The sequence below is a fragment of the Tardiphaga sp. 20_F10_N6_6 genome (assembly GCF_052076045.1).
Lineage (GTDB): Bacteria > Pseudomonadota > Alphaproteobacteria > Rhizobiales > Xanthobacteraceae > Tardiphaga > Tardiphaga robiniae.
In genome coordinates this window covers 6,214,675-6,236,130 of record NZ_CP197239.1, presented here as the reverse complement: position 1 = coordinate 6,236,130, position 21,456 = coordinate 6,214,675, and the positions used below count along the sequence as shown (strand labels likewise).

Below are 21,456 nucleotides of genomic sequence, written 5' to 3'. Positions count from 1 at the left end.
TCAGTCCGCCCTATACCGCGGCGTCGTCGAGCGCGGCGTTGCCGGGAAAGCGCTTTTCGAGCGCGGAGACAATCGGTTTCATCTTCGAGCCGAGCGAGCCCTTGACCATGATGGCGTCACCGGCGCGGATCGCGGCCAGCACCTGCGATTCGAGCGCCGCCGCATCCCCGGCATAGCCGCCCCGCTTGCCCGTGGAAAGGGCATCCCAAAGGTTGCGCATCAGGGGACCACAGCAAAATACCAGATCGATGCCGTTGGACTGCACCGCATCCAGCAACCCGGCATGAAGTTTCGCGCCATCGGCGCCGAGTTCGAGCATGTCGCCCAGCACCGCGATGCGGCGCCCCTTTGGCCCGATGGCTGCTGCGCCAAGCACATTGATGGCTGCCGCCATCGAAGCCGGATTGGCATTGTAGCTCTCGTCGATCAGCGTCGCCTCGCCGCCTGACACTTCGAGCACATGGCGGACGCCGCGGCCCGCAGCGGGCACGACCTGCGACAGCGTCAGCGCGGCATGCGCCAGATCGGCCCCCATCAGCGACGCTGCCGCCAGCACCGCCAGCGAATTCATCGCCATGTGGCGGCCGGGCATACCGAGCTTGTAGGTGACGTCATGGCCGAGGATATTGGCATGCACGGCCGAGCAGGTCGGATGCAACGCCACGTCGATCAGCCGCGCCTCAGCCTTCTGGTCGGCACCGAACGAGACGACACGCGAGACGCCGGCCTTCTTGGCGCTCTTCTGCAACCGCGCGAATTGCGCATTGTCGCGGTTGAGGATCGCGACGCCATCGGGTTCAAGCCCCGAAAAGATTTCGGCCTTGGCGTCGGCAATGGCTTCGACGCCAGCGAAGAATTCCAGATGCACCGGCTCGACGGTGGTGATGACGGCGAAATGCGGTCGCACCATCTTCACCAGCGTCTCGATTTCGCCGGCGTGGTTCATGCCGATTTCGAAGATCGCAAAGCGCACGTCCGCCGGGCAGCGCGCCAGCGTCAGCGGCACGCCCCAGTGATTGTTGAACGACGCGACCGAGGCATGGGTCTTGCCCTGCGCTTCCAGCACGCGGCGTAGCGCTTCCTTGGTCGAGGTCTTGCCGACCGAGCCGGTGATCGCAATGATCGGCGCTTTCAGACGTGCACGCGAGGCGATGCCGAGTTCGACGAGCGCTGCGAGCACGTCGTCGACCACCAGCAGGCGCGCATCGGCGGGAAACTTGTCGCGCTGCGCGGTTTCGACGACGGCCAATCCTGCGCCAGCTTTCAGCGCGGCCTCGACGAAGGCGTGGCCGTCATGCACGTCGCCCTTGATCGCGAAATAGGCCTCGCCGGATTTGATGGTGCGGGTATCGATGGAGATGCCCGTGATACCCGCCGGCAGCGCGCCCTGCACCGTGGCGTGCATCGCGTCGGCCATCGCGGCCGATGTCCAAAGAAACTCGCTCATGCAGTCCTCTTGGCAAGCGCCGCTGCGGCGGCCTCGTGATCGCTGAAAGGCAATGTGCGGGTACCGACGATCTGTCCGGTCTCGTGGCCCTTGCCGGCGATCAATAGGGCATCGCCGGGCTGCAGACCCTCGACGGCCACGCGAATGGCTTCGGCGCGATCACCGATTTCGATGGCGCCTTTCGCAGCGGCCAGAATGGCTGCGCGGATAGTCGCTGGATTCTCGCTGCGCGGATTGTCATCGGTGACGATCACGCTGTCGGCATTCTCGGCGGCAATCTCGCCCATCAGCGGCCGCTTGCCGGCATCGCGATCACCGCCGGCGCCGAACACCACGACGAGCTTGCGCTTTGCGTAAGGACGCAGCGCCTGCAGTGCCTTCGCCAGTGCATCCGGCTTGTGTGCGTAATCGACGAACACCGGCGCGCCATTGTGAGTGCCAACCTGCTCGAGCCGCCCCTTGGCGCCTTCGAGATGTTCGAGCGCGGCGAAGGTCTGATCGACATCACCGCCGGTACCGATCACAAGACCGGCCGCAACAAGCGCGTTCTCGATCTGGAATTCACCGACCAGTGGCAGCTTGATCTGATGGCTCTTGCCGCGATGCTCAAGCGTGAGTTTCTGCGCGAAGCCTTCGACCGTGGCATCGACAAGGCGAATACCTTCGCCCACGCCGTCGCCTTTGCGGCCGACTTTCATCAGACGCAAGTGGCGCGACTGTGCGGCATGGATCACTTGCGGCGAATGCTCATGATCGGCCGCGATCACGGCAACGCCACCGTCCACGACCAGATTGAGGAACAACCGCAGCTTGGCACTGAGATAATGCGCGACGTCCGGATGGTAGTCCATGTGATCGCGCGACAGGTTGGTGAAGCCGGCGGCAGAAACCCGCACACCGTCAAGCCTGAATTGATCGAGGCCATGGGACGACGCTTCGAGCGCGAGATGAGTGACGCCCTCGCCGGTGATCTCGTCGATCTGTTGGTGCAGCGAGATCGGATCCGGCGTGGTCAGCGAGCCATAGACGGTGCGCTTCGGCGAGACGAGACCGATGGTGCCGATGCTTGCAGAGGCATATCCGAGGCGCCCCCAGATCTCGCGCGCAAAGGACGCAACCGACGTCTTGCCTGATGTCCCCGTGACGGCGGCGATGACCGCAGGCTGGCGCGGATAGAATTTGGCGGCGGCCAGAGCCAGCGCAAGGCGCGGATTGGGCGTGCGCACGAAGGGTACGGACAGATCGTCGGGCTTGTGGGCACCGGCGACGGCGACTGCACCTGACGCCAGTGCCTGTGCGATGAAACGCGAACCGTCGGTCTTCGCACCGGCGAGTGCAAAGAACAGATCGCCCGGTTTCACTGCGCGGCTGTCCACAGCCAGTCCGGTGACGGTGACGTCCCTTGCGGACTGCTCCATCACGGCATCAGGGTTGAACAAATCGCGTAGTTTCATGCTGCTCCGGGCAGGCCAGATCGAGGGACACATCGGGTTCCGCAACGCCACGCAAACCGCATTTTGCACCGGCTGTAAAGCGCAGATGCGGCGTTACTGAGTCACCTTGGATGTCGCAAGAATAAGGCGGTCGGACGGCGCCAGATCGAAGCGCGGCTCGAGCCCCAAAAGCGGCGCGATACGGGCGATCACGTTGCCGCCCGTCGGCACCGCATTCCAGCCCGAGGTGATGAAACCATGGGTTTCCGGCAGCGCCTTCGGCTCGTCCAGCATCACCAGAACCTGGAATTGCGGGTTGTCCATCGGCAGCACGGCGGTAAAGGAATTCAGCACCTGCTTCTTGGAATAGCGGCCGTTGACGACCTTCTCGGCCGTGCCGGTCTTGCCGCCGAGATAGTAACCCTTGGCCCTGGCTTCCGCCTGCCGCGCCGAGCCGGTCTCGGCATTCAGGCGCATCATGTAACGCACCTTGTCGCTGGTCTCTTTCTTGATGACGCGCTTGCCGATCTCCCGCGCTTCCTCTTCGGTGCGCTTCAGGAAGGTCGGCGGGATCAGCAGCCCGCCATTGATCATCGCATTGACGCCCATCACCGCCTGCAGCGGCGCCACGGCCATGCCGTGACCGAATGCGATGGTGATGGTGTTCAGTTCACCCCAGCGTTTCGGCACGATCGGCATCGCGCTTTCCGGCAATTCAGTGCGCAGGCGATCGAGCTGGCCGACCTTCTTCAGGAACGCCTTGTGCGCTTCGACGCCCTGCCCGAGCGCGATCTTCGCAGCACCGACGTTTGACGAAAAAGTGAAGACTTCGGTGAGCGAGATCGGACGCGGCACCGGATGGGTGTCGTGGATCTTGAACTTGCCGTAGCTGAGCGGATAGCGCGCGTCATACATCGTATTGAGATTGGCCTTGCCGCTGTCCAGCGCCATCGCCAGCGTCAGCGTCTTGAAGGTCGATCCCATTTCATAGACGCCGGTGGTCAGGCGGTTGATGCGGTCGGGATCGTGCGCTTCCTTCGGATTGTTCGGATCGAAGTCGGGCAACGAGACCATGGCGACGATCTCGCCGGTCTTCACGTTGGAGACGAGCCCCGACGCCGCCTTGGCGCTGTACTTCGCCTTGGCCTTGAGCAGTTCGTCACGCAGCGCATGTTCAACGCGCAGGTCGACGGCGAGTTCGACCGGCTTCTGCAGACGGTCGGATGCGAAGCCCGCGCGATGCAGATCCGCGAGGCCATTGCTGTCGAGCCATTTCTCGATGCCGGCAATGCCCTGATTGTCGATATTGGTCAGGCCGATCAGATGCGAGACCGCCGCGCCGCTCGGATAGACACGCTTGTTCTCGCGCAGGAAGCCGATACCGGGAATGCCCAGGCGATGAATGTCGCGCTGCTGCTGCGGCGTGATCTCGCGCTTCAGCCAGGCAAAGCCCTTCTTGCTCATGATCCGCTCGCGCACTTCGGCGCCGTCGAGATCGGGCAATGCGCCAGTGAGCAATTCGACCGCTTCGTCCTTGTCGATGATGCGACGTGGCTCCGAGAACAGCGATGGTGACTTCACGTCGGTCGCCAGGATCGCGCCGTTGCGGTCGACGATATCGGGACGTGCGGTCGCGATGGCGTCACGCGTGGAGCGGCGCTCGGCATGGGTGTCGCCGTTGACGGCAAACATGATCAGACGCACGGCAATGATGCCGTACACACCGCCGAACGCGATCATCGCAAGACCGACGCGCGCGCGTGCCTTCGCCGCACGATCAACGTTGCGCCCGTAAAGCAGACTGCGGATCAGACGCTGGCGCCAGGGCTCCGGCGGCCGGGTGATCGGTTTGTTCGGGTCGAGTTGCGGACCTGTCACTGCGGATCCTCCGGCGCCGGCAACGAGCCGGTCACGATATCCGGATCGATGGTGTGGATCATCGCGCCAATCGGATCTGGCTCACCGGGCTTGGCAAAATTCGGCGGCCGATCCGGCAGATTCTTCATCGTGTCGAATTGCTGCGCCGTCACCGGCTGCAGCTTGAGATGACGTTCGGCCAGACCCTGCAGCCGCATCGGCGCATCCAGCTTGGCCCATTCGGCGCGCAACGACGCGATCGCATCGCGCTGTTCGCGAATATCGGCATGCAGGCGCAGCACCTTCTCGGTGCGCACCGTGGATTCCATCTTGATGCGATAGACATAGGCGGCGGCGAAGACGAGAACGGCGATGACGAGAAGGTGGATGATCCGCATGGTCAGCCTCCCCTCATCACAGAGGCAAGCGTCGGCCAGCCCGGCAACGGGCCGGCATCCTGTGCCGGCGCGTCGGTACGCTCGGCGCCGCGCAGCTTCGCAGAGCGCGCGCGCGGATTGGCCTTGAGTTCTTCGTCGCCAGCAGTGATCGGGCGCTTGTTGACGAGCGAGAAGCGCGGACGGGATTGCGCGACCTCGGGCAGATGCCGCGAACCGCCGCCGGTCTTGCTGCGCTCGGTCATGAAATTCTTGACGATGCGGTCTTCCAGCGAATGGAACGAGACCACCGACAGCCGGCCGCCCAGCTTCAGCACGCGTTCGGCGGCGGCGAGCGCAGTGTGGAGTTCGTCGAGCTCTGCATTGACGAAGATGCGCAGCGCCTGGAACGTGCGCGTCGCCGGATGGATTTCGCCGGGCTTGGCCCACACGACCTTCTGCACGATATCGACGAGCTGCTTCGTCGTCTCGATCGGCGCTTCCTTGCGCGCCGCAATGATCGCGCGCGCGACGGAGCGGGAATGCCGCTCCTCGCCGAAGATATAGATGATATTGGCAAGATCCGCCTCGGAGGCCTTCGCCACCACATCGGCCGCGGTCGGCCCGTGCTGGCTCATGCGCATGTCGAGCGGGCCGTCGAAACGAAACGAGAAGCCGCGTTCGGCCTGATCGATCTGCATCGACGAGACGCCGACATCCATCACGACGCCATCGACGAGCGGCTCGCCCTGGGCGGCACACACATCGGTGAGATTGGAGAAGCGATCCTCGACCAACGTAAGACGACCGTCAGACGCGTCGACCAGATCGAAACCACCGGCGATGGCGGTCCGGTCGCGATCAATGGCGATGACGCGGGTTCCCTCGGTCGCGAGAATGGCGCGGGAATAACCGCCTGCGCCGAATGTGGCATCGACATAAATACCACCGGCGCGCGGGCTCAGCATGTCGACGGCTTCAACGCCGAGAACGGAGATATGTCTTGTATCGGGCGTGCTCATGCGCGCGCCGGCCGGAGGCGTGCAGACAGCGCGTTCCGTTCCTTCGCATCGAGGCGCAAAATCAAACTGGACACGAACAGGCCCATGTCGCCTCAACTGTCGGCGCGCCGCCTGGCTTTTCCTCCTGAAAAGCCAGGTCGCCGCGCGATTGCGGGTTCCATTCGACGCACCACCCGCGTTTGGCGCGGGAAAGGCCGGACGTCCGCATGGATTTGTCGGGATTGCCATGGGATTTGAACGTCAAAATGGAACTTTGGCCTCCCTTTCAGGTTGGCTCTTCACCACTCAGTAACGGCACTTAGCGTTAAGAAAGCGTTGATGGGTTGGAGAGCAGTTGATCAATTGCAAGTGCCGGTTTCATCGTAGTGCTGATGCTTTAAGCCCACAGTGGATAAAAATGGGGCAAAACTGTCATGCAGTCGTTGCATAGCAAGGTGCCGGTCGGGGATAGTACGCGCCTGCGGCGCAACCGATATGTGCCGCTGTTCTCGTGACTGATTTGAGTTTTCTGATGGCTTCACCTACGTCCGCACCCGCTGGATCCGACTCCAAGCGTCAACGCGCCCTCCCGATTCCCAAGGGCGCCGCGGACATGCCGACCTTTACCCCGGATTCATCCGTCGTTTCCGACGTGATCCCGTCGCCGAATTTCGGTGAGCGTAACAAGGGCCTCGTGCCCGACATGATCGTGCTGCACTATACCGGCATGCCCGATCCGGAAGGCGCGATCGCGCGCCTGTGCAGCGCGGGCACCGATGTCTCTGCGCATTACATCGTGCTCGAGGACGGCCGCATCGTGCAGACGGTGCCGGAAGCCAAGCGGGCCTGGCACGCCGGCGTCGGTTTCTGGGCCGGCGAAGAGGACATCAATTCCTGCTCGATCGGCATCGAGATCATCAATCGCGGTCATGACTGGGGCTATCCGGATTTTCCGAGCCGGCAGATCGCCGCTGTCACCGCGCTATGCCGCGGCATCATGCTGCGTCATGACCTGCAGCCGCATCGCGTGCTCGGTCATTCCGACGTCTCGCCTTCGCGCAAGAAGGATCCCGGCGAGAAATTCCCGTGGCACTCGCTGGCCAATTCCGGTGTCGGCCACTGGGTGATGCCGGCGCCGATCGTGCGCGGCGAAACCATGAAACTCGGCACTGCAGGCGACGACGTACTGGCGCTGCAGCATGCATTGGCGCGCTATGGCTACGGCATCGAGACCGATGGCCAGTACAATGCTCCGACCATGGAAGTGGTCACCGCCTTCCAGCGCCATTTCCGTCCCGAGCGCGTCGACGGTCTCGTGGATCACTCGACGCTGACCACGCTGCAGGCCCTGCTCACCAGCCTGCCGGCGGAGACGACGATCGCCGCGCGCTAATCCTCCGCCGGCTCCTGCCGATCCAGCTCAGCCAATCGCCGCGCGTAAAGCCGGCGCAATGGCTCAAGTTGTGTGGCCGCACTGGCCCGATGATACGCATCGCGGGCGGCATCGCGCCGGCCAAGACGGCGCAACAGGTCGGCACGCACGGCCGGCAGCAGATCGTAGCCGTCGAGTCCGCCCCTCGCCTGCAATGCGTCGACCAGATTCAGGGCACGCAGCGGACCATCGACCATCGCCACCGCGGCGGCATGGTTGAGCTCGATCACCGGCGATGGCCTGATCCGCAGCAGGACTTCGTAGAGCCCGGCGATCTGCGGCCAGTCGGTGGCTTGATAGCTTGGCGCCTGCGCATGCAGCGCCGCGATCGCGGCCTGCACCACATAGTCATCGGGTCGGCCCGGAGCGTGCAACGCGTCCTCGACCAGCCGCAATCCCTCGACAATCTGTTGGTGATCCCACAGCGACCGATCCTGCGCTTCCAGCAGCACGATATCGCCATCTGCCGTCGCACGACCGGAGCGGCGCGCGTCGTGCAGCAGCATCAGCGCCAGCAGGCCTTTGATCTCGCGGCGCTGCGGCATCAGCGCATCAAGCAAACGAGCCAGCCGGATTGCTTCCCGCGCCAGGTCCGGCCGCATCAGATCGTCACCTGATGTGGCAACGTAGCCTTCGGTGAAAACCAGATAGATCACGGCCAACACGCCGCGCAGGCGCTGTTCGAGCGCATCTCGCACAGGCACTTCATAGGGAATTCCGGCGATGCGGATCTTCTGTTTGGCTCGGACCAGACGCTGCGCCATGGCGTCTTCGCCGATCAGAAACGCCCGTGCCACCTGAGCGGTACTCAATCCACAGACGGTTCGCAGCGTCAGCATCACCTGCACCTCCACGGCGAAAGCCGGATGGCAACAGATGAAAATCAGCCGCAGCATGTCGTCGTCGAGAACGGCGTCGTCACAGCGATCGTCATCTGTGCCCGCATTCAGCAACAGCTCGTGCGTCACCTGTTGCTGCTTGCCGCGAAACGAGACCAGCCGCCTGACACGGTCGATCGCCTTGTTGCGGCCGACATTGACAAGCCACGCGCGCGGATTTGCCGGCGGCTCAGCCGTTGGCCATCTTTCAAGCGCAACCGCGAAAGCATCCTGCAACGCATCTTCAGCCAAATCGAAATCGCCGACGAGGCGGATCAGCGTCGCCAGCGCGCGACCCGCCTCGTTGCGAAAGATCCTGTCGATTTCGGCCAGCGTCATGGTGTCAGTTATAGACCCAGATCGGCCGCACCTCGATTGAACCGACCCGCGCACTGGGAATCCGCGCCGCAATCGCCAGTGCGGCATCGAGATCCTTGGCGTCAACCAGATAGTAACCAGCGAGCTGTTCGCGCGTCTCGGCGAACGGACCATCGGTGGTGAGCATCTTGCCGTCGCGCACCTGCACCGTGGTCGCTGTGGTCGTCGGTTGCAGCCGGTCACCGGCCTTAAAATTGCCGCTCTGGACGATGGACTGGGTGAACGCGCCATATTCCTCAAGCATCTTCTTGCCTGTGGCGGCGTCCATTTTCGCGTACTCGGCTTCGTTCTGGTAGATCATCAGCAGATACTGCATTGCGTTCTCTCCTCTTGAGCGGCGCATTCGCCGTGACATGGGCATGATCGGGTCCGAAAACTGGTTGCCACTTTCCGGGATCATGCGGTCAGTCGAACGGACCGGCAGCAGAACGACATCTTCAGGATAATTTATTTTGGCAAAGACTGCGCGCGTTCCTGGCTTGACGCCACGGCCCTGAGCCTCCATGCCTGTGCCGTCAGTCGGCTGGACGGCCGCTCCCGCTATGGTCGAAAGGCTGCGGGAGAGGAAAGTCCGGGCTCCATCGACATACGGTGCCGGATAACGTCCGGCGGGGGCGACCCCAGGGAAAGTGCCACAGAGAACGAACCGCCCTCCTACGTCCCTTCGGGACTTCGGCGCGACAAGCCTTCGGGCTTGCCACGCCGTAGCAGCGCAAGCTGCGAAGGCGGGTAAGGGTGAAAAGGTGCGGTAAGAGCGCACCGCGTATCCGGCAACGGAAACGGCATGGCAAACCACACCGGGAGCAAAACCGAATAGGGACGGCAAAGCAGTCAGTTCGCTCACCTTGAGCGATAACACTGCGGGGCAATGTCTTGCTCGCTGTCCGGGTAGGTTGCTTGAGGCCATAGGCAACTATGGTCCCAGAGGAATGGCCGTCACGTATCGCCGGTGCAAATCGGCGATGCCCTACAGAACCCGGCTTACAGGCCGGCTGATAACTTTCTGAACAACGAAGGGCCCGGCGCAAAACGCCGGGCCCTTCGCCAGTTTTGGCGCCGATGACCACACCTGCTTCAGTCCCGTCCTGCCTGAATGATCGCCTCTGCGAGGCGTGCAGGATTGCTGAAGAACATTTCATGGCTACCCGGACATTCGACCAGCCGAAACAGACCAAGACGTTCGGATAGTCGGGGATGCCATGGCAGGCTGTGTGGCAGCGCAATGTCCTGCTGACAATTCACGTAGGATTTCCCGACCGCAAGTTCGGCGAGAGGCTTGCTCAGCGAAATCTTGTCGGTGAATGTCTTGTAGGGATGCGGATTGAGTTGCTCATAGGCTGACTTCGCCAGTCCGAAATCGGCATCGTTGATGAAAGCGTCGCGCCAGATTTCGAACGGCAGCATCACCGCGTTGTTGTTGGCGGCAGCGATGGAATCGAACAGGCCAAGGTAATGCGGCGGCACCATGTCGTTGAGCGACTGTCCGTCCAGCGGAACGAAGGCGTTGACATAGACCAGCCGCTTGATGCGTTCTGCCATACGGTCCGCGACGCCCGAAATCACCATGCCGCCATAGCTGTGTCCGACAAGGCGTATGTCCCGCAGATTTTCTTTCTCGATATAATCAGCGATCGAAGCGATAGCCTGCGCAAGCCCAACTGTGCTGCGGTCGTCATTCGCGTTGTTGCCAGCGACCGTCGGGCAATGAACGACATGCCCGCTCGCCCGCAGATGACCGGCGACCGCGTCCATCTCCTGTCCCGTGTGCCAGGCGCCGTGAACCAGGACGTATAGATCTGCCATGCAATCCTCCCGATGTTTCCCGGACATTCATAATCACTGACATGCCGGGCAGATGGCCGGATTGTGCCAGCCTAATCGACGATTTGCGTCACAGGCTATCGTCGGCGCCTGAACTCGCCGGGTGTCACCCCCAGATATTTGCGGCACTGGCGGATAAAGTGTGATGGATCCGTCAGGCCGACCTTCTGGCCGATGCCACCGATACTCACACGGTCGAAGCGCGGCTCGGCCAGCATCTTGCGGGCCATTGACATGCGGCAGTCAGCGAGCAGCCCGCTAAAGGTCACGGACGCGCTGGCGAGACCGCGATGCAGCGTGCGCTCCGAGATTTGCAGTTGCGTGGCAATCGACGCTGCAGTGAGGCCGGGCTCGGCATAGCGTTCGCGCAGAGCGCGACGAATCCGATCAATCAGCGCGGCCGTGCCGGACGTCTCCGCTGGCGACTGCGTCACATCGCCTTCCAGTGTCAGAGCCAGCAGGGCTCCTAATTGATCGACGAGGAGGGGCGCCGGCAGCGGACTGCGAACGGCCAATTCCGGTGACCATTGCCGGACGAAGCCGCTCAGTGCCAGTCCCCAGCCAGACTGTCCATCAATCACCCGGCCAAGATGCTGCTCCGGCGCGGTAAGCCAGCGCTCGACCCATCCCATCGGCAGCTCCAGCGAAATCGTGTCCGACGTCACCGGAAAATGAAATTCATAGGGGCGCCGCGAATCCACCAGGAGAAGATCATGGGGGCGCAACATCGCCGTTCTCTCGGATTGCGTGGCCGACCAGTTCCGGTCGGTCTTGCAAAGCAGATAGTAAAAATTGGACTGGCCGCGCGCGATGGCGCGTCTGGTGCGATAGACATGCTGGGGATCGCCTCGAACTTGATTGACCCCAATCACATCGAGCTGCCCGCGTTGTAGTTCGGACGCAAAGCTCGCGGGCGCGAGGCTGGCGATATCCATCTCCAGAAAGCCTTCGCAGACAGCGGAAATCCAGTAATCCAGCCGTCGTTCCGGCTCGACGAGAGCAGTCGACCATGTCTGAATGTCCGGCGAGCAATCCATCGTCGAGCCCCAATACGGTCTATACTGGTCGCAGGATCGACAGAGTGTTGCGCAAAGCAGGAACTGTCAACGACATCCGATTTTGCGACGACGGGCGTCGCCGTGCGGGTGTCGCCACGATCGGCTCGCCCACCGGGGACGAACGCATTCACGACATGCGCCAAAATGCGAACGAGGGCCAACGGCGGCCCCCGTTCCTTCCTGATATCATTCCGCGGCGGCGGTGCGATCGAGATCCAGCACCTGCCGTTCGAACAGGCCGCGATAGATGCCACCCGGTCGCGCTGTGAGCGTCGCATGGGTGCCCTCTTCCGCGATGTGCCCGTGATCGAACACCAGAATGCGATCGAGGCTGCGCACCGTCGACAGGCGATGCGCGATCACGATCGACGTGCGGCCTTTCATCAGCCGCTCCATCGCCTCCTGGATCAACGCCTCCGACTCTGAATCAAGGCTCGATGTCGCCTCGTCCAGAATCAGCACCGGTGCATCCGCCAGGAATGCGCGCGCCAGCGCGACACGCTGCCGCTCGCCGCCCGACAGTTTCACACCGCGCTCACCGACCAGCGTGCCGTAACCTTTCGGCAGCCGGGTGATGAAGTCATGCGCATTCGCCAGCCGCGCCGCCTGTTCAATCGCCGCCATGCTGGCACCGGGCCGGCCATAGGCGATGTTGTCGGCCAGCGAACGGTGAAACAGGATCGGATCCTGCTGCACAATCGCAATCCGGCTGCGCAGCGACTCCTGCGTGACCTCGGCGATGTTCTGGCCGTCGATCATGATGCGACCGCTCGAGACATCGTAGAGCCGCTGGATCAGCTTCACGAAGGTCGTCTTGCCGGAGCCCGAACGCCCGACCAGACCGACGCGCTCGCCGGCGCGGATGTCCACCGACAGGCCGTCATAGAGCGGCGTGGCATGACCGCCATAGTGGAACGTCACATCATCGAACAGGATGCGCCCGCCCGTGATGGCAATCGGCTGGGCATCGGGAGCATCGGCGATGCCGAGCGCGACATCATGAATCGCGACAAGCTCCTCCATGTCGTTCACCGAACGCTGCAGGTTGTTGATGTGCATGCCGACATCACGCAGATAGCCGTGGATCACGACATAGCTCGTCAGCACATAGGTGACATCGCCCGCCGTGGCCTGCCCGTTCAGCCACAGCCATAGCGCGCCGCCGATCACCGCCGTGCGCACGCAGAGCAGCACTGCGAGCTGCACCGTGCTCGTGGTGTTGTAGCGATACCATGTGCGCGCCACGCGCACGCGCCAGCGGCCGACGACCTGCCCCAGCCGATCGTCCTCGCGGCTTTCCGCACCGAAGGATTTCACCACGGCGTTGCAGGTCAGGGCATCCGCCAGCGTACCGCCAACCTTGGTGTCCCATGCATTCGACACGCGCGCGGCCGGCGCGATGTAACGCGTGGAGAACCACACGGTCATCGCGATATAGGCCACCGTACCGACAGCGATCACACCGCCCAGCGCCGGCCAGTGCCAGCCGAGCAGCAGCATCGAGCCAAGCAACACCACCAGCGACGGCAGCAGCGCCATCAACAGCGTGTCGTTGAGCAGATCGACCGCCCACATTCCGCGCGTGACCTTGCGCACCGTGGAGCCCGCAAAGCTGTTGGCGTGCCAGTCGGTCGAGAAACGCTGCACGCGCGCGAATGCCTCGCGCGACAGATCCGACATGATGCGCAGCGTGAACGGAACGATGGCGTGGATGCCGAGTAGCCGCAGCAGCATCGACGTCGCGCCAAGCGCCACGATGGCGCCAAAGGCTGTGAATGCCGCCTGCCGGGCCGCCGGATCGACGCCACCTTTGGTGACGGCATCAACCAGCTGGCCGGAGAACAGCGGCATGAACAGATCGGCCACCGTTGCGCCGAGCAGACCGACGGCAACCGTCGCCGCCCGTCCGGGCTGCCGGAACCAATGCCGGATCACGAAAGGGATCACCACGCGGATAGCGGCGGCGCGGTCCTTCGATTTCAGAGTCATGACTTCATCCGGCACCGCCCCTGCGCAGACCGGCTCCATGGTTTGACGCGCAACGGCCAGACCGAGCGCGAGCGTCCTAAAAGTACAGAAACGGGAAAGATCAGGATGATCGGGACATCAGGCCCGACCGGCAGAGGCGGAACCGGGGCTCAATGAGCCCGCATAAATCCGCATGCGTGCACCGAACCGAGAATTCCGGAGAGCAGATCAATCGACTTCATGCAGACTCTCCCTCGGGTTCGAGCAATGGAAGGTAGTTTTATAGATGTGCCGGCGACTTTTGGCAACATGATGGCCGGCTTCAATCGCTGATTGGCGATAGAACTGCTCCAGCCGCTCTAGCTTTTTGTTTTGACGCGTTTTCTTGACGCGAACCGGCATCCCGCTCGAAAACGCTCTAGTGTCCGCCGCCTGCAGCCGCGGGATTGCTGGGCTTGTTCAGCAGCATCACCATGAGGCTGAGACCGACATAGAACGCCGACAGCGCGAAGAACGCGTCGCCAAAGCTCATCACGACGGCCTGACGATGCACGATCTGCGACAGCTGCTTCATGGCCATCCGCGAGGCGTCGCCCATGCCCTGGAACTTCTGGGTGAACATGTTGAGCATCTCGACCGCCTGCGCATTGCCCCAGGTGACCTTGTCGTGCAGCCGGGTGATGTGGAAATCAGTGCGGTGATCGAGCACGGTGTTGATCAGCGCGAGGCCGAGTGCGCCGCCAAGATTGCGCGTCAGGTTGAACAGGCCGGAGGCGTTCTTCAGCATTTGCGGCGCCAGCGTGCCGAGCGCAATGTTGTTGATCGGCACCATGGCCATCATCATGCCGATGCCGCGCAGGATTTGCGGCAGCAGCAATTCGTAGAAATCGAAATCGCGCGTCACCCATGTCATCTGCCATGTGCCGGCAGCGAACAGCACCAATCCCGTCATGATGAGATAGCGCATGTCGATCTTCTGCATCAGACGCGCCACCAGCGGCGCCGTCAGGAACATCGCAACGCCCGAGACGAACATGGTCTCGCCGATCATCAGCGCGCTGTAGCCGCGGATCTCGGCGAGATAACGCGGATAGAGATAGGTCAGGCCGTAGAGCCCGATGCCGACGCAGAACGAGAACAGACAGCCCAGCGCGAAATTGCGATCCGTGAAGGCACGGATGTCGACGATCGGTTCTTTCGCCGTCAACACGCGCCAGAAAAACGCCACGCAGCTCACAACGCAGACAACGGCAAAGATCGCGATCGAGGTGTCGCCGAACCAGTCGTTCCGCGGCCCCTCTTCCAGCACATATTCCAGCGAACCGAGGAAACCCGCCATGAAGCCGAGGCCCCACCAGTCGAAATGATCGAGCAGTTCGAAATGCGGCTCGTCGAAATCCACCAGCGCGAGCACGCCGATGGTGATGCCGATGCCCGGCACCACATTGATGAAGAACAGCCAGTGCCATGACAGCGCATCGGTGATGTAGCCGCCCACCGTCGGGCCGATGGTCGGCGCCAGCGTCGCGACGAGACCGATGATCGGGCCGACGATGTGGAATTTCGAGCGCGGAAACACCGTATAGGCCGAGGCGAACACCGTCGGGATCATGCCGGCGCCAAGGAAGCCCTGGATCGCGCGCCACAGGATCATCTGCTCGATCGACGAGGTGAAGCCGCACATCAGGCTGGCGAAGGTGAATCCGGCGGCGGAGATGGCGAACAACAAGCGTGTGCCGAGCGCGCGCGAGAGGAAACCGGACAGCGGGATCGCGATCACTTCCGCGATCAGATAGGCCGTCTGCACCCAGGAGACTTCGCTGGACGACGCGGACAATCCGGCCTGGATTTCAGACAGCGATGCCGAGACGATCTGGATGTCCAGGATCGACATGAACATGCCGAACACCATGATCAGAAACGCGATCAGGCGTTTCGGCGCGACATAGTCCGCAGCCGGAGCGGCCGGCGGTGCGCCTGACACGGTGGTTGTCGTGGACATCTGCTTGTCCTGACTTAGCGCGCGGGTTCTGCACCCGGCTTGGTGTTGACGCGGACATAGACCGACATGCCGGCGCGCAGCAGGTTTTCCTTGGCAACGTCAGCCGGCACCCTGAGACGCACAGGCACACGCTGCACGATCTTGGTGAAGTTGCCGGTGGCGTTATCCGGCGGCAGCAGCGTGAACACCGAGCCTGCGGCTGGCGCGAGGCTTTCCACAGTGCCTTCGATGGCGCGGCTGCTATCGGCGTCGAGCTCGATCGAGACCGGCTGGCCCGGCTTCAGGCGGCGCAGCTGCGTCTCCTTGAAATTGGCATCGATATAGACGTCGTTGAGCGGCACGACATTGCCAAGACGCTGACCCATCGAAACGAAATCACCGGTCGAGATGAGACGGTTCGAGAAGATGCCATCCACCGGCGACTTCACGATCGTGAAGTCGAGATCACGCACGGCCTTGTCCAGCGCGCTCTGCAATTCGGCGAGCTGCGCGCGGGCTTCGTTCTGCTGCGCCTTCGTCACTTCGACGCTGCTCTTGGCGGAGTCGACGGATGCCTTCGCGGCCTTGACGGCAGCCGAGGTCTGATCACGGTTCGACTGCGAGGTCTCGTAGACCGAGCGCGAGGCAAAACCCTGCTTGCTCAGCGTTTCCTGACGGTCGAATTCGAGCGTGGCGCGATTGGCGGCGGCATCAGCCGATGCGAGCTGGGCCTGTGCCTGCTCGACGGCGCTTTCCTGCGCGCCGACCTGACGGCCGATCCGTTCGATGGTGGCCTTCTGGGTGTCGATCTTGCGCTTGGCGGCATCGACGGCGATGCGATAGTCGCCGTCATCGATCCTGAAGATCACCTCGCCGGCCTTCACCGCGACGTTGTCGCCCGGCAGGATCTGCGCGATGTGGCCCGATACGCGCGCACCCAGCGTGGTGTTGCTGGCGCGGACATAGGCGTCGTCGGTCGAGACGATGAAGCGGCCCACCAGATAATAGTTCACGCCATAATAGACGCCCGCGATGGCGAGCAGCGCGCCGACGCCGAGCAGCATTTTTCTCTTCTTGCCGGATTTTGGCGCAGCGGTCTGCGCGGTCGCGGCCGGTGCTGCTGTGGCGGGCTGTTCAGGTGCGGGCGCATCCGCAGGACCGCGGGCTGCGGGTTCATCCGCTGCGGGCGACACGACGCGTACCGGCGCGCTGTCAGTCTCGCCTTCGGGGCGAATGATACGGGCAGCCTGGTCGCGTGGTCCGGCCATTCCGGCCTCCTCAAACGTGAGAATGCGGACACCATCGGACATGCCGGGTCCCCGCTTGCTGCGGCAATATGTAAATTGACCGAACGGTTCGGTCAAGATAGAGTTTGGTCAGTTCATCACGATTTCGCGTTATTCCGGCTTCATCGCGGGCGATATCCCGCTGATTCATCGAACAGGCTGAACGAATGGTTGCCTCCCACCCTGCCCCCCTCTCGCCTGTCGGCGAGGAAGACAGCGCCAAGCGCCGCCAAATTCTCGACGGTGCGCGAAAAGTCTTCCTGGATCTGGGCTTCGACGGCGCCAGCATGGGCGAGATCGCGCGTGCCGCCGGCGTCTCCAAGGGCACGCTCTACGTCTATTTCACCGACAAGAGCGCGCTGTTTGAGTCGATCGTCGAGCAGGAGAAGCTCGAGCAGGGCAAAGCTGTCTTCAATCTCGATCCGGAACGCGATGCGGTGACCACCCTCGGCGAGTTCGGCCGCGCCTATATCCAGTTGCTGTGTCGGCCCGGCGGCGGCTCGGCGATCCGTACCGTGATGGCGATTGCGGAACGCATGCCCGATGTCGGCAAACGCTTTTATGAAGCGGTGCTGGCGCACGCGATCCGGCAGGTCGCGGCCTATCTCGATGCCCGCGTCGCTGCGAAGGAACTGGAAATCAAGGATACCGAACTGGCCGCCGCGCAATTCATGATGTCCTGCCAGGCGACGCTGTTTCAGCCCTTCATCTTCCAGGCCAAGCCGACACCGACGCGCGCGGAGATCGACAAGGTCGTCGACAGTGCGGTGCGGATGTTCCTCGCGGCCTACCGCATCTGACAAGCCGGTCTATTCGTTCTCGTAGAAGTCCTCGTCATCGGGCGACTTGCGCGTCGACTTCTTGGCCGTGCGGCCGATCGAGCCGGTCACGCCACCGTAGTCATTGTTGTTGCGCCCGGCATAGGGATTGCGGCTTTGCGCGCGCGCGGCAATCTCCTCGCCCGACACGGCCGCCGGCTGGCAGATCACCGGGCGCTTGGGCCGGCGCATCAGATCCACGTGAATGTGATCGTAGTGATAGACGTTGGAGCCCGGCGCTAGCACGGTGTTGAAGACCTGGCACGCGCCGCCCTGGATGTCGCGCAGGAAGCCCTGCTCTTCCGGCATGCCCTTCCAGCCTGCCTTCACCGAGACGCTGCGACCATCGGCGAGGACGAAGGCAGAGATATCGAGCGCGTTGCCGAATGCATGTTCGGAGATGTGCGCGCGCGAATTGCCGTTCATGCCACGGCACGAATAGGCGGAGATCTGCTTGATCTCGGCGACGCGGACGCCGAACCAGCGCATCGCTGCCGGCTGCACGGACTCCGCGAGCCACTTGTCGAGTGCCGAGACGATCGGACAGGCCAGCGTCGCCGTCGGTTTCACGACGACGGGGCCGACCGAGCCCGTGACATTGCCCTGTCCCGGTCCAAGACGCTGTGGGGCATAGTCCTGCGGCGGCTGGCTCTGCTGCACACCTGAACTATAGCGGCCGTAAGGCGCGCGCGGCTGCTCTTGTTGCGGCGCGCGCATCGTTTGGGGCGAACCTTCTGGCGGCAATTCGATTTCGTCTTCATTGTCCGGCGGCACGCCCGGCGCGTTCAGCGAGATCGGTCCGTTATTGGCAGCGCCGCCATAGGATGAACCGCCATAGGACGGCTGCTGCGGCGCGGCTTGCGGATAGGAATTCGGATAGCTGCTGGCGGGGCGCGCCATGGTTTGTGGCTGCTGCTGGACCGGCCAATGCGGCTGGCTTGCACCGCTAATGCCGCCAGGCGGCCGCAAGGTTTCATCGGCAAAACCGTAGCTGCTGCTGGCCTCGCCGAGGGCTGCGACCTTCAAGGGAAATTCAGCGCCGCAGACACCGGGCCCGGAAATCGGGTTGATCCGAACGAGATCAGCGCCCTCTTTCACCGTGCCGGATTTGAGACATGCGACCTCTGCCTCGGCACGCCATGGTTCACGTTCCTGGGTCTGAAACAGACCGCGTCCGCAACCCGCAAGCGAAACAAGGACGACGGAGCCGACGAGATACAAACGAACTCTGCGCGTCATTCGCGCAAGGTGGTCGAAATGTTTTAAAGACTCTTCAACGCATTGAATTCACGTTTGATTTACCATGTTGCCGACGCTCGTACCGCTACGGCCGCAGTTGGTCGACTTCCTTCTCTTTTCTGCGGGAACGGACCGCCAGCTTTCGCGTTACTCCGCGCGACAACGTCAAAGGGAGGGTTCCCATGACTATGTTCGGCCAACTGAGCGTTGTGGCCGCCTATGCGGCAATCGCCTTCGTCGGCGCTATCGTATTTGGCGTGCTGTAGAGCCCTAATCCCATAAAGCTTTCTCACCTATGGCGTCCGCTCTCCCGAGCGGGCGCTTTTTGCTGTTGTGACCTGCCAGTAACCGATTGACAGTTTGACGCAGGCCGGGGCCTGATGCCCCGTTACGAGCGCTTGCGCATGGACCGGGACAACCGCCCGCGCAGTAGACCAGCGCCGAATTCAGAAGTCAGGAAACGCCTATGCGCAAATTCTTTGCCGCAGCCATTGCGGCTGTATCACTCGCCGCTGCACTTGCAGCCCCTGCTGCGGCGCAAACCCCGATCAAGATCATGGTTGGCGGTATCGACAAGCAGATCTATCTGCCGGCGAAACTCGCGGCGCAGCTCGGATTCTTCAAGGAACAGGGGCTCGACGTCGAACTGTTCAACTCCACCTCCGGCTCACAGGCGGCGACCGCCCTGCTCGCGCGCGAAGTGCAAGGCGTGGTCGGTTTCTACGATCACACCATCGACTTGCAGTCCAAGGGCAAGTTCATCACCTCGGTGGTGCAATTCGCCGTCGCGCCTGGCGAAGTCGTGCTGGTGAAAGCCGCCGACGCCGACAAGCTGAAGGATCCCGCCAACTGGAAGGGCCAGGCGCTCGGCGTCACCGGCCTCGGCTCTGCCACCGACTTCCTGACCCGCGCGCTCGCCGCCAAGGCGGGACTGAAGATGCAGGACTACACACTGGTGCCGGTCGGCGCAGGCGATACGTTCCTGGCTTCCATGCAGCAGGGCAAGATCGTTTCCGGCATGACCACGGAGCCGACGGTGGCGCGCGCGGTGAAGAACGGCACGGCCAAAGTCGGCATCGATCTGCGGACGCCGGAAAGCACCCGCGCTGCGCTCGGCGGCGATTATCCGGCCGCGTGTCTCTATATGGACCGCGCCTGGATGGAAGCGAACAAGGAGACGGCACAGAAGGTCGTCAATGCCTTCGTGAAGACGCTGAAGTGGATGAACAGCCACTCGCCGGAGGAAATCGCCGCTCAAATGCCGAAGGACTATTATGCCGGCGAACTCGACCTCTATGTGCAAGGCCTGAAGGAAGGCAAGCCGCAATATTCGGTCGACGGCATGATGCCGGCGGGTGCGCCGGAATCGGTGCTGAGCGTGCTGAACAGCTTCTCGCCCAACCTCAAGGGCAAGACCATCGACCTCGCCAAGACGTACACCACGGATTTCGTGGTCAAAGCCAACGCGACGAACTGAGGCCCTTCTCCCCTCCCCCTTGCGGGGAGGGGCCGGGGGTGGGGGTAGCCACAAGGGACGTCACTTGTGGACCCCCCTCCCCGACCCTCCCCCGCAAGGGGGGAGGGAGCAGAACGAGCGCGCTTTACCCGCCGACTTCAACAACGACTCTGATAATAAAGCGAATGCAATCATGAATGCTCCCGCACCCTCTGCCGTCGCGCTGAAGAACGTCGCGCGCCGCTTCGTCACGCCTTCGGGTGACGTTCTCTCCGCGCTTGAGGATTTCGACCTCACCATCGCGCCCGGTGAATTCATGGCCGTGGTGGGCCCGACCGGCTGCGGCAAGTCGACGACGCTCGGACTGATCGCCGGGCTCGCCCGCCCACAAGGCGGCGAGGTCACATTGTTCGATGCGCCGGTGACCGGTGTCGATCGCCGCGTCGGCTTCGTGTTCCAGCAGGACGCCGTGTTTCCGTGGCGCGACGTGCTCGGCAATGTCATGGCCGGGCCGCTGTTTCGCGGCGTGGCGAAAGACAAGGCAGAGGCCACCGCGCGCGGCTGGATCATTCGTGTCGGCCTGAAGGGCTTCGAACATCATCATCCGCATCAGCTCTCCGGCGGCATGCGCAAGCGCGTGGCGCTGGCGCAGACTTTCATCAACAATCCGCAGGTGCTGCTGATGGACGAGCCATTCTCCGCGCTCGACGTGCAGACTAGGGAATTGATGCAGGAGGAATTGCTGCAGCTCTGGGCGCAGGCGAAATCGGCGGTGCTGTTCGTCACCCACGATCTCGACGAAGCCATCCTGCTCGCCGATCGCGTCGCGGTGCTGACCACACGACCGGCGCGGGTAAAATCCGTCCACACCATCGACCTGCCGCGTCCACGCGATGTCGCGACGCTGCGCTACGACGAACGTTTCATCGCCATTGCGCGCAAGATCTCTGACGACCTGCGCGAGGAAGTGTTGCGCGCCCGGGCGGGACACTAGAATGACCGAAACGACAATCACCACACCCCTTGCCA

General features: G+C 62.8%; 17 protein-coding genes and 1 other RNA gene. 5 read left to right on the top strand and 13 right to left on the bottom strand.

Annotation, left to right across the window (positions count from 1 at the left end; genetic code table 11):
- Positions 1 to 10 precede the first annotated feature (10 nt).
- The 5 genes from AB7813_RS29765 to rsmH all read right to left on the bottom strand — a co-directional run bounded on the left by AB7813_RS29765 (position 11) and on the right by rsmH (position 6,133).
- Positions 11 to 1,447: a UDP-N-acetylmuramoylalanyl-D-glutamyl-2,6-diaminopimelate--D-alanyl-D-alanine ligase gene (locus AB7813_RS29765; protein WP_439063340.1), complete on the bottom strand. Its 1,437-nt coding sequence runs from the start codon at positions 1,445 to 1,447 to the stop codon at positions 11 to 13.
- Positions 1,444 to 2,901: a UDP-N-acetylmuramoyl-L-alanyl-D-glutamate--2,6-diaminopimelate ligase gene (locus tag AB7813_RS29760; RefSeq protein WP_439063339.1), complete on the bottom strand. Its 1,458-nt coding sequence runs from the start codon at positions 2,899 to 2,901 to the stop codon at positions 1,444 to 1,446. The genes AB7813_RS29765 and AB7813_RS29760 overlap by 4 nt, the downstream gene beginning before the upstream one ends.
- Before the next feature lie 93 nt (positions 2,902 to 2,994).
- Positions 2,995 to 4,758, bottom strand: coding sequence for a peptidoglycan D,D-transpeptidase FtsI family protein (locus AB7813_RS29755; RefSeq protein WP_231077580.1), 1,764 nt, complete (start codon positions 4,756 to 4,758; stop codon positions 2,995 to 2,997).
- Positions 4,755 to 5,135, bottom strand: coding sequence for a cell division protein FtsL (gene ftsL, locus AB7813_RS29750; protein ID WP_089267351.1), 381 nt, complete (start codon positions 5,133 to 5,135; stop codon positions 4,755 to 4,757). The genes AB7813_RS29755 and ftsL overlap by 4 nt, the downstream gene beginning before the upstream one ends.
- A 2-nt stretch (positions 5,136 to 5,137) precedes the next feature.
- Positions 5,138 to 6,133: a 16S rRNA (cytosine(1402)-N(4))-methyltransferase RsmH gene (gene rsmH / locus AB7813_RS29745; protein ID WP_439063338.1), complete on the bottom strand. Its 996-nt coding sequence runs from the start codon at positions 6,131 to 6,133 to the stop codon at positions 5,138 to 5,140.
- 511 nt (positions 6,134 to 6,644) lie between these two features.
- Between rsmH and AB7813_RS29740 the strand changes: the two genes are divergently transcribed.
- The gene (locus tag AB7813_RS29740) at positions 6,645 to 7,505 is read left to right on the top strand and encodes an N-acetylmuramoyl-L-alanine amidase (protein WP_439083775.1); all 861 of its coding nucleotides are present in this window, start codon (positions 6,645 to 6,647) and stop codon (positions 7,503 to 7,505) included.
- Here the strand turns inward: AB7813_RS29740 and AB7813_RS29735 are convergent.
- Together AB7813_RS29735 and AB7813_RS29730 are read right to left on the bottom strand one after the other, a co-directional pair.
- On the bottom strand, positions 7,502 to 8,761 hold the full coding sequence (locus AB7813_RS29735) for an RNA polymerase sigma factor (RefSeq protein WP_439063336.1): 1,260 nt from the start codon (positions 8,759 to 8,761) through the stop codon (positions 7,502 to 7,504). The two genes, AB7813_RS29740 and AB7813_RS29735, sit on opposite strands and share 4 nt — an antisense overlap.
- Before the next feature lie 4 nt (positions 8,762 to 8,765).
- Positions 8,766 to 9,116 carry a YciI family protein gene (locus AB7813_RS29730; RefSeq protein ID WP_068732310.1) on the bottom strand — a complete coding sequence of 117 codons (351 nt, stop codon included), beginning with the start codon at positions 9,114 to 9,116 and terminating at the stop codon, positions 8,766 to 8,768.
- A 199-nt stretch (positions 9,117 to 9,315) separates the two neighbouring features.
- Between AB7813_RS29730 and rnpB the strand changes: the two genes are divergently transcribed.
- Positions 9,316 to 9,800: RNase P RNA component class A (gene rnpB / locus AB7813_RS29725), an RNA gene on the top strand.
- 74 nt (positions 9,801 to 9,874) lie between these two features.
- Here rnpB and AB7813_RS29720 read toward each other — a convergent pair.
- The 5 genes from AB7813_RS29720 to AB7813_RS29700 all read right to left on the bottom strand — a co-directional run bounded on the left by AB7813_RS29720 (position 9,875) and on the right by AB7813_RS29700 (position 16,896).
- Positions 9,875 to 10,603, bottom strand: coding sequence for an alpha/beta hydrolase (locus AB7813_RS29720; RefSeq protein ID WP_068732308.1), 729 nt, complete (start codon positions 10,601 to 10,603; stop codon positions 9,875 to 9,877).
- Positions 10,604 to 10,698: 95 nt separating this feature from the next.
- Positions 10,699 to 11,658 carry a helix-turn-helix domain-containing protein gene (locus AB7813_RS29715; RefSeq protein ID WP_439063335.1) on the bottom strand — a complete coding sequence of 320 codons (960 nt, stop codon included), beginning with the start codon at positions 11,656 to 11,658 and terminating at the stop codon, positions 10,699 to 10,701.
- Between the two features lie 207 nt (positions 11,659 to 11,865).
- The gene (locus tag AB7813_RS29710) at positions 11,866 to 13,668 is read right to left on the bottom strand and encodes an ABC transporter ATP-binding protein (protein WP_439063334.1); all 1,803 of its coding nucleotides are present in this window, start codon (positions 13,666 to 13,668) and stop codon (positions 11,866 to 11,868) included.
- 397 nt (positions 13,669 to 14,065) lie between these two features.
- A complete protein-coding gene (locus AB7813_RS29705; protein ID WP_439063333.1) occupies positions 14,066 to 15,649 on the bottom strand; it encodes a DHA2 family efflux MFS transporter permease subunit in 1,584 nt (527 codons plus the stop codon).
- 14 nt (positions 15,650 to 15,663) lie between these two features.
- Entirely contained in the window at positions 15,664 to 16,896 is a 1,233-nt protein-coding gene (locus AB7813_RS29700; RefSeq protein WP_439063332.1) for an HlyD family secretion protein, read from the bottom strand.
- Between the two features lie 185 nt (positions 16,897 to 17,081).
- On the opposite strand from AB7813_RS29700, the gene AB7813_RS29695 reads away from it, so the two are divergent.
- Complete coding sequence (locus tag AB7813_RS29695; protein WP_309946654.1) at positions 17,082 to 17,714, top strand: TetR/AcrR family transcriptional regulator; 633 nt, start codon at positions 17,082 to 17,084, stop codon at positions 17,712 to 17,714.
- A gap of 9 nt (positions 17,715 to 17,723) precedes the next feature.
- On the opposite strand, the gene AB7813_RS29690 is transcribed toward AB7813_RS29695, so the two are convergent.
- Positions 17,724 to 18,971, bottom strand: coding sequence for an extensin family protein (locus AB7813_RS29690; protein ID WP_439063331.1), 1,248 nt, complete (start codon positions 18,969 to 18,971; stop codon positions 17,724 to 17,726).
- A gap of 466 nt (positions 18,972 to 19,437) precedes the next feature.
- Here AB7813_RS29690 and AB7813_RS29685 point away from each other — a divergent pair, with 466 nt between their 5' ends.
- Together AB7813_RS29685 and AB7813_RS29680 are read left to right on the top strand one after the other, a co-directional pair.
- Positions 19,438 to 20,448, top strand: coding sequence for an ABC transporter substrate-binding protein (locus AB7813_RS29685; protein ID WP_439063330.1), 1,011 nt, complete (start codon positions 19,438 to 19,440; stop codon positions 20,446 to 20,448).
- Between the two features lie 172 nt (positions 20,449 to 20,620).
- Positions 20,621 to 21,421 (top strand): ABC transporter ATP-binding protein, encoded by an 801-nt coding sequence (locus AB7813_RS29680; RefSeq protein WP_439063329.1) that lies wholly within the window; start codon positions 20,621 to 20,623, stop codon positions 21,419 to 21,421.
- The last annotated feature ends 35 nt before the right edge of the window (positions 21,422 to 21,456 follow it).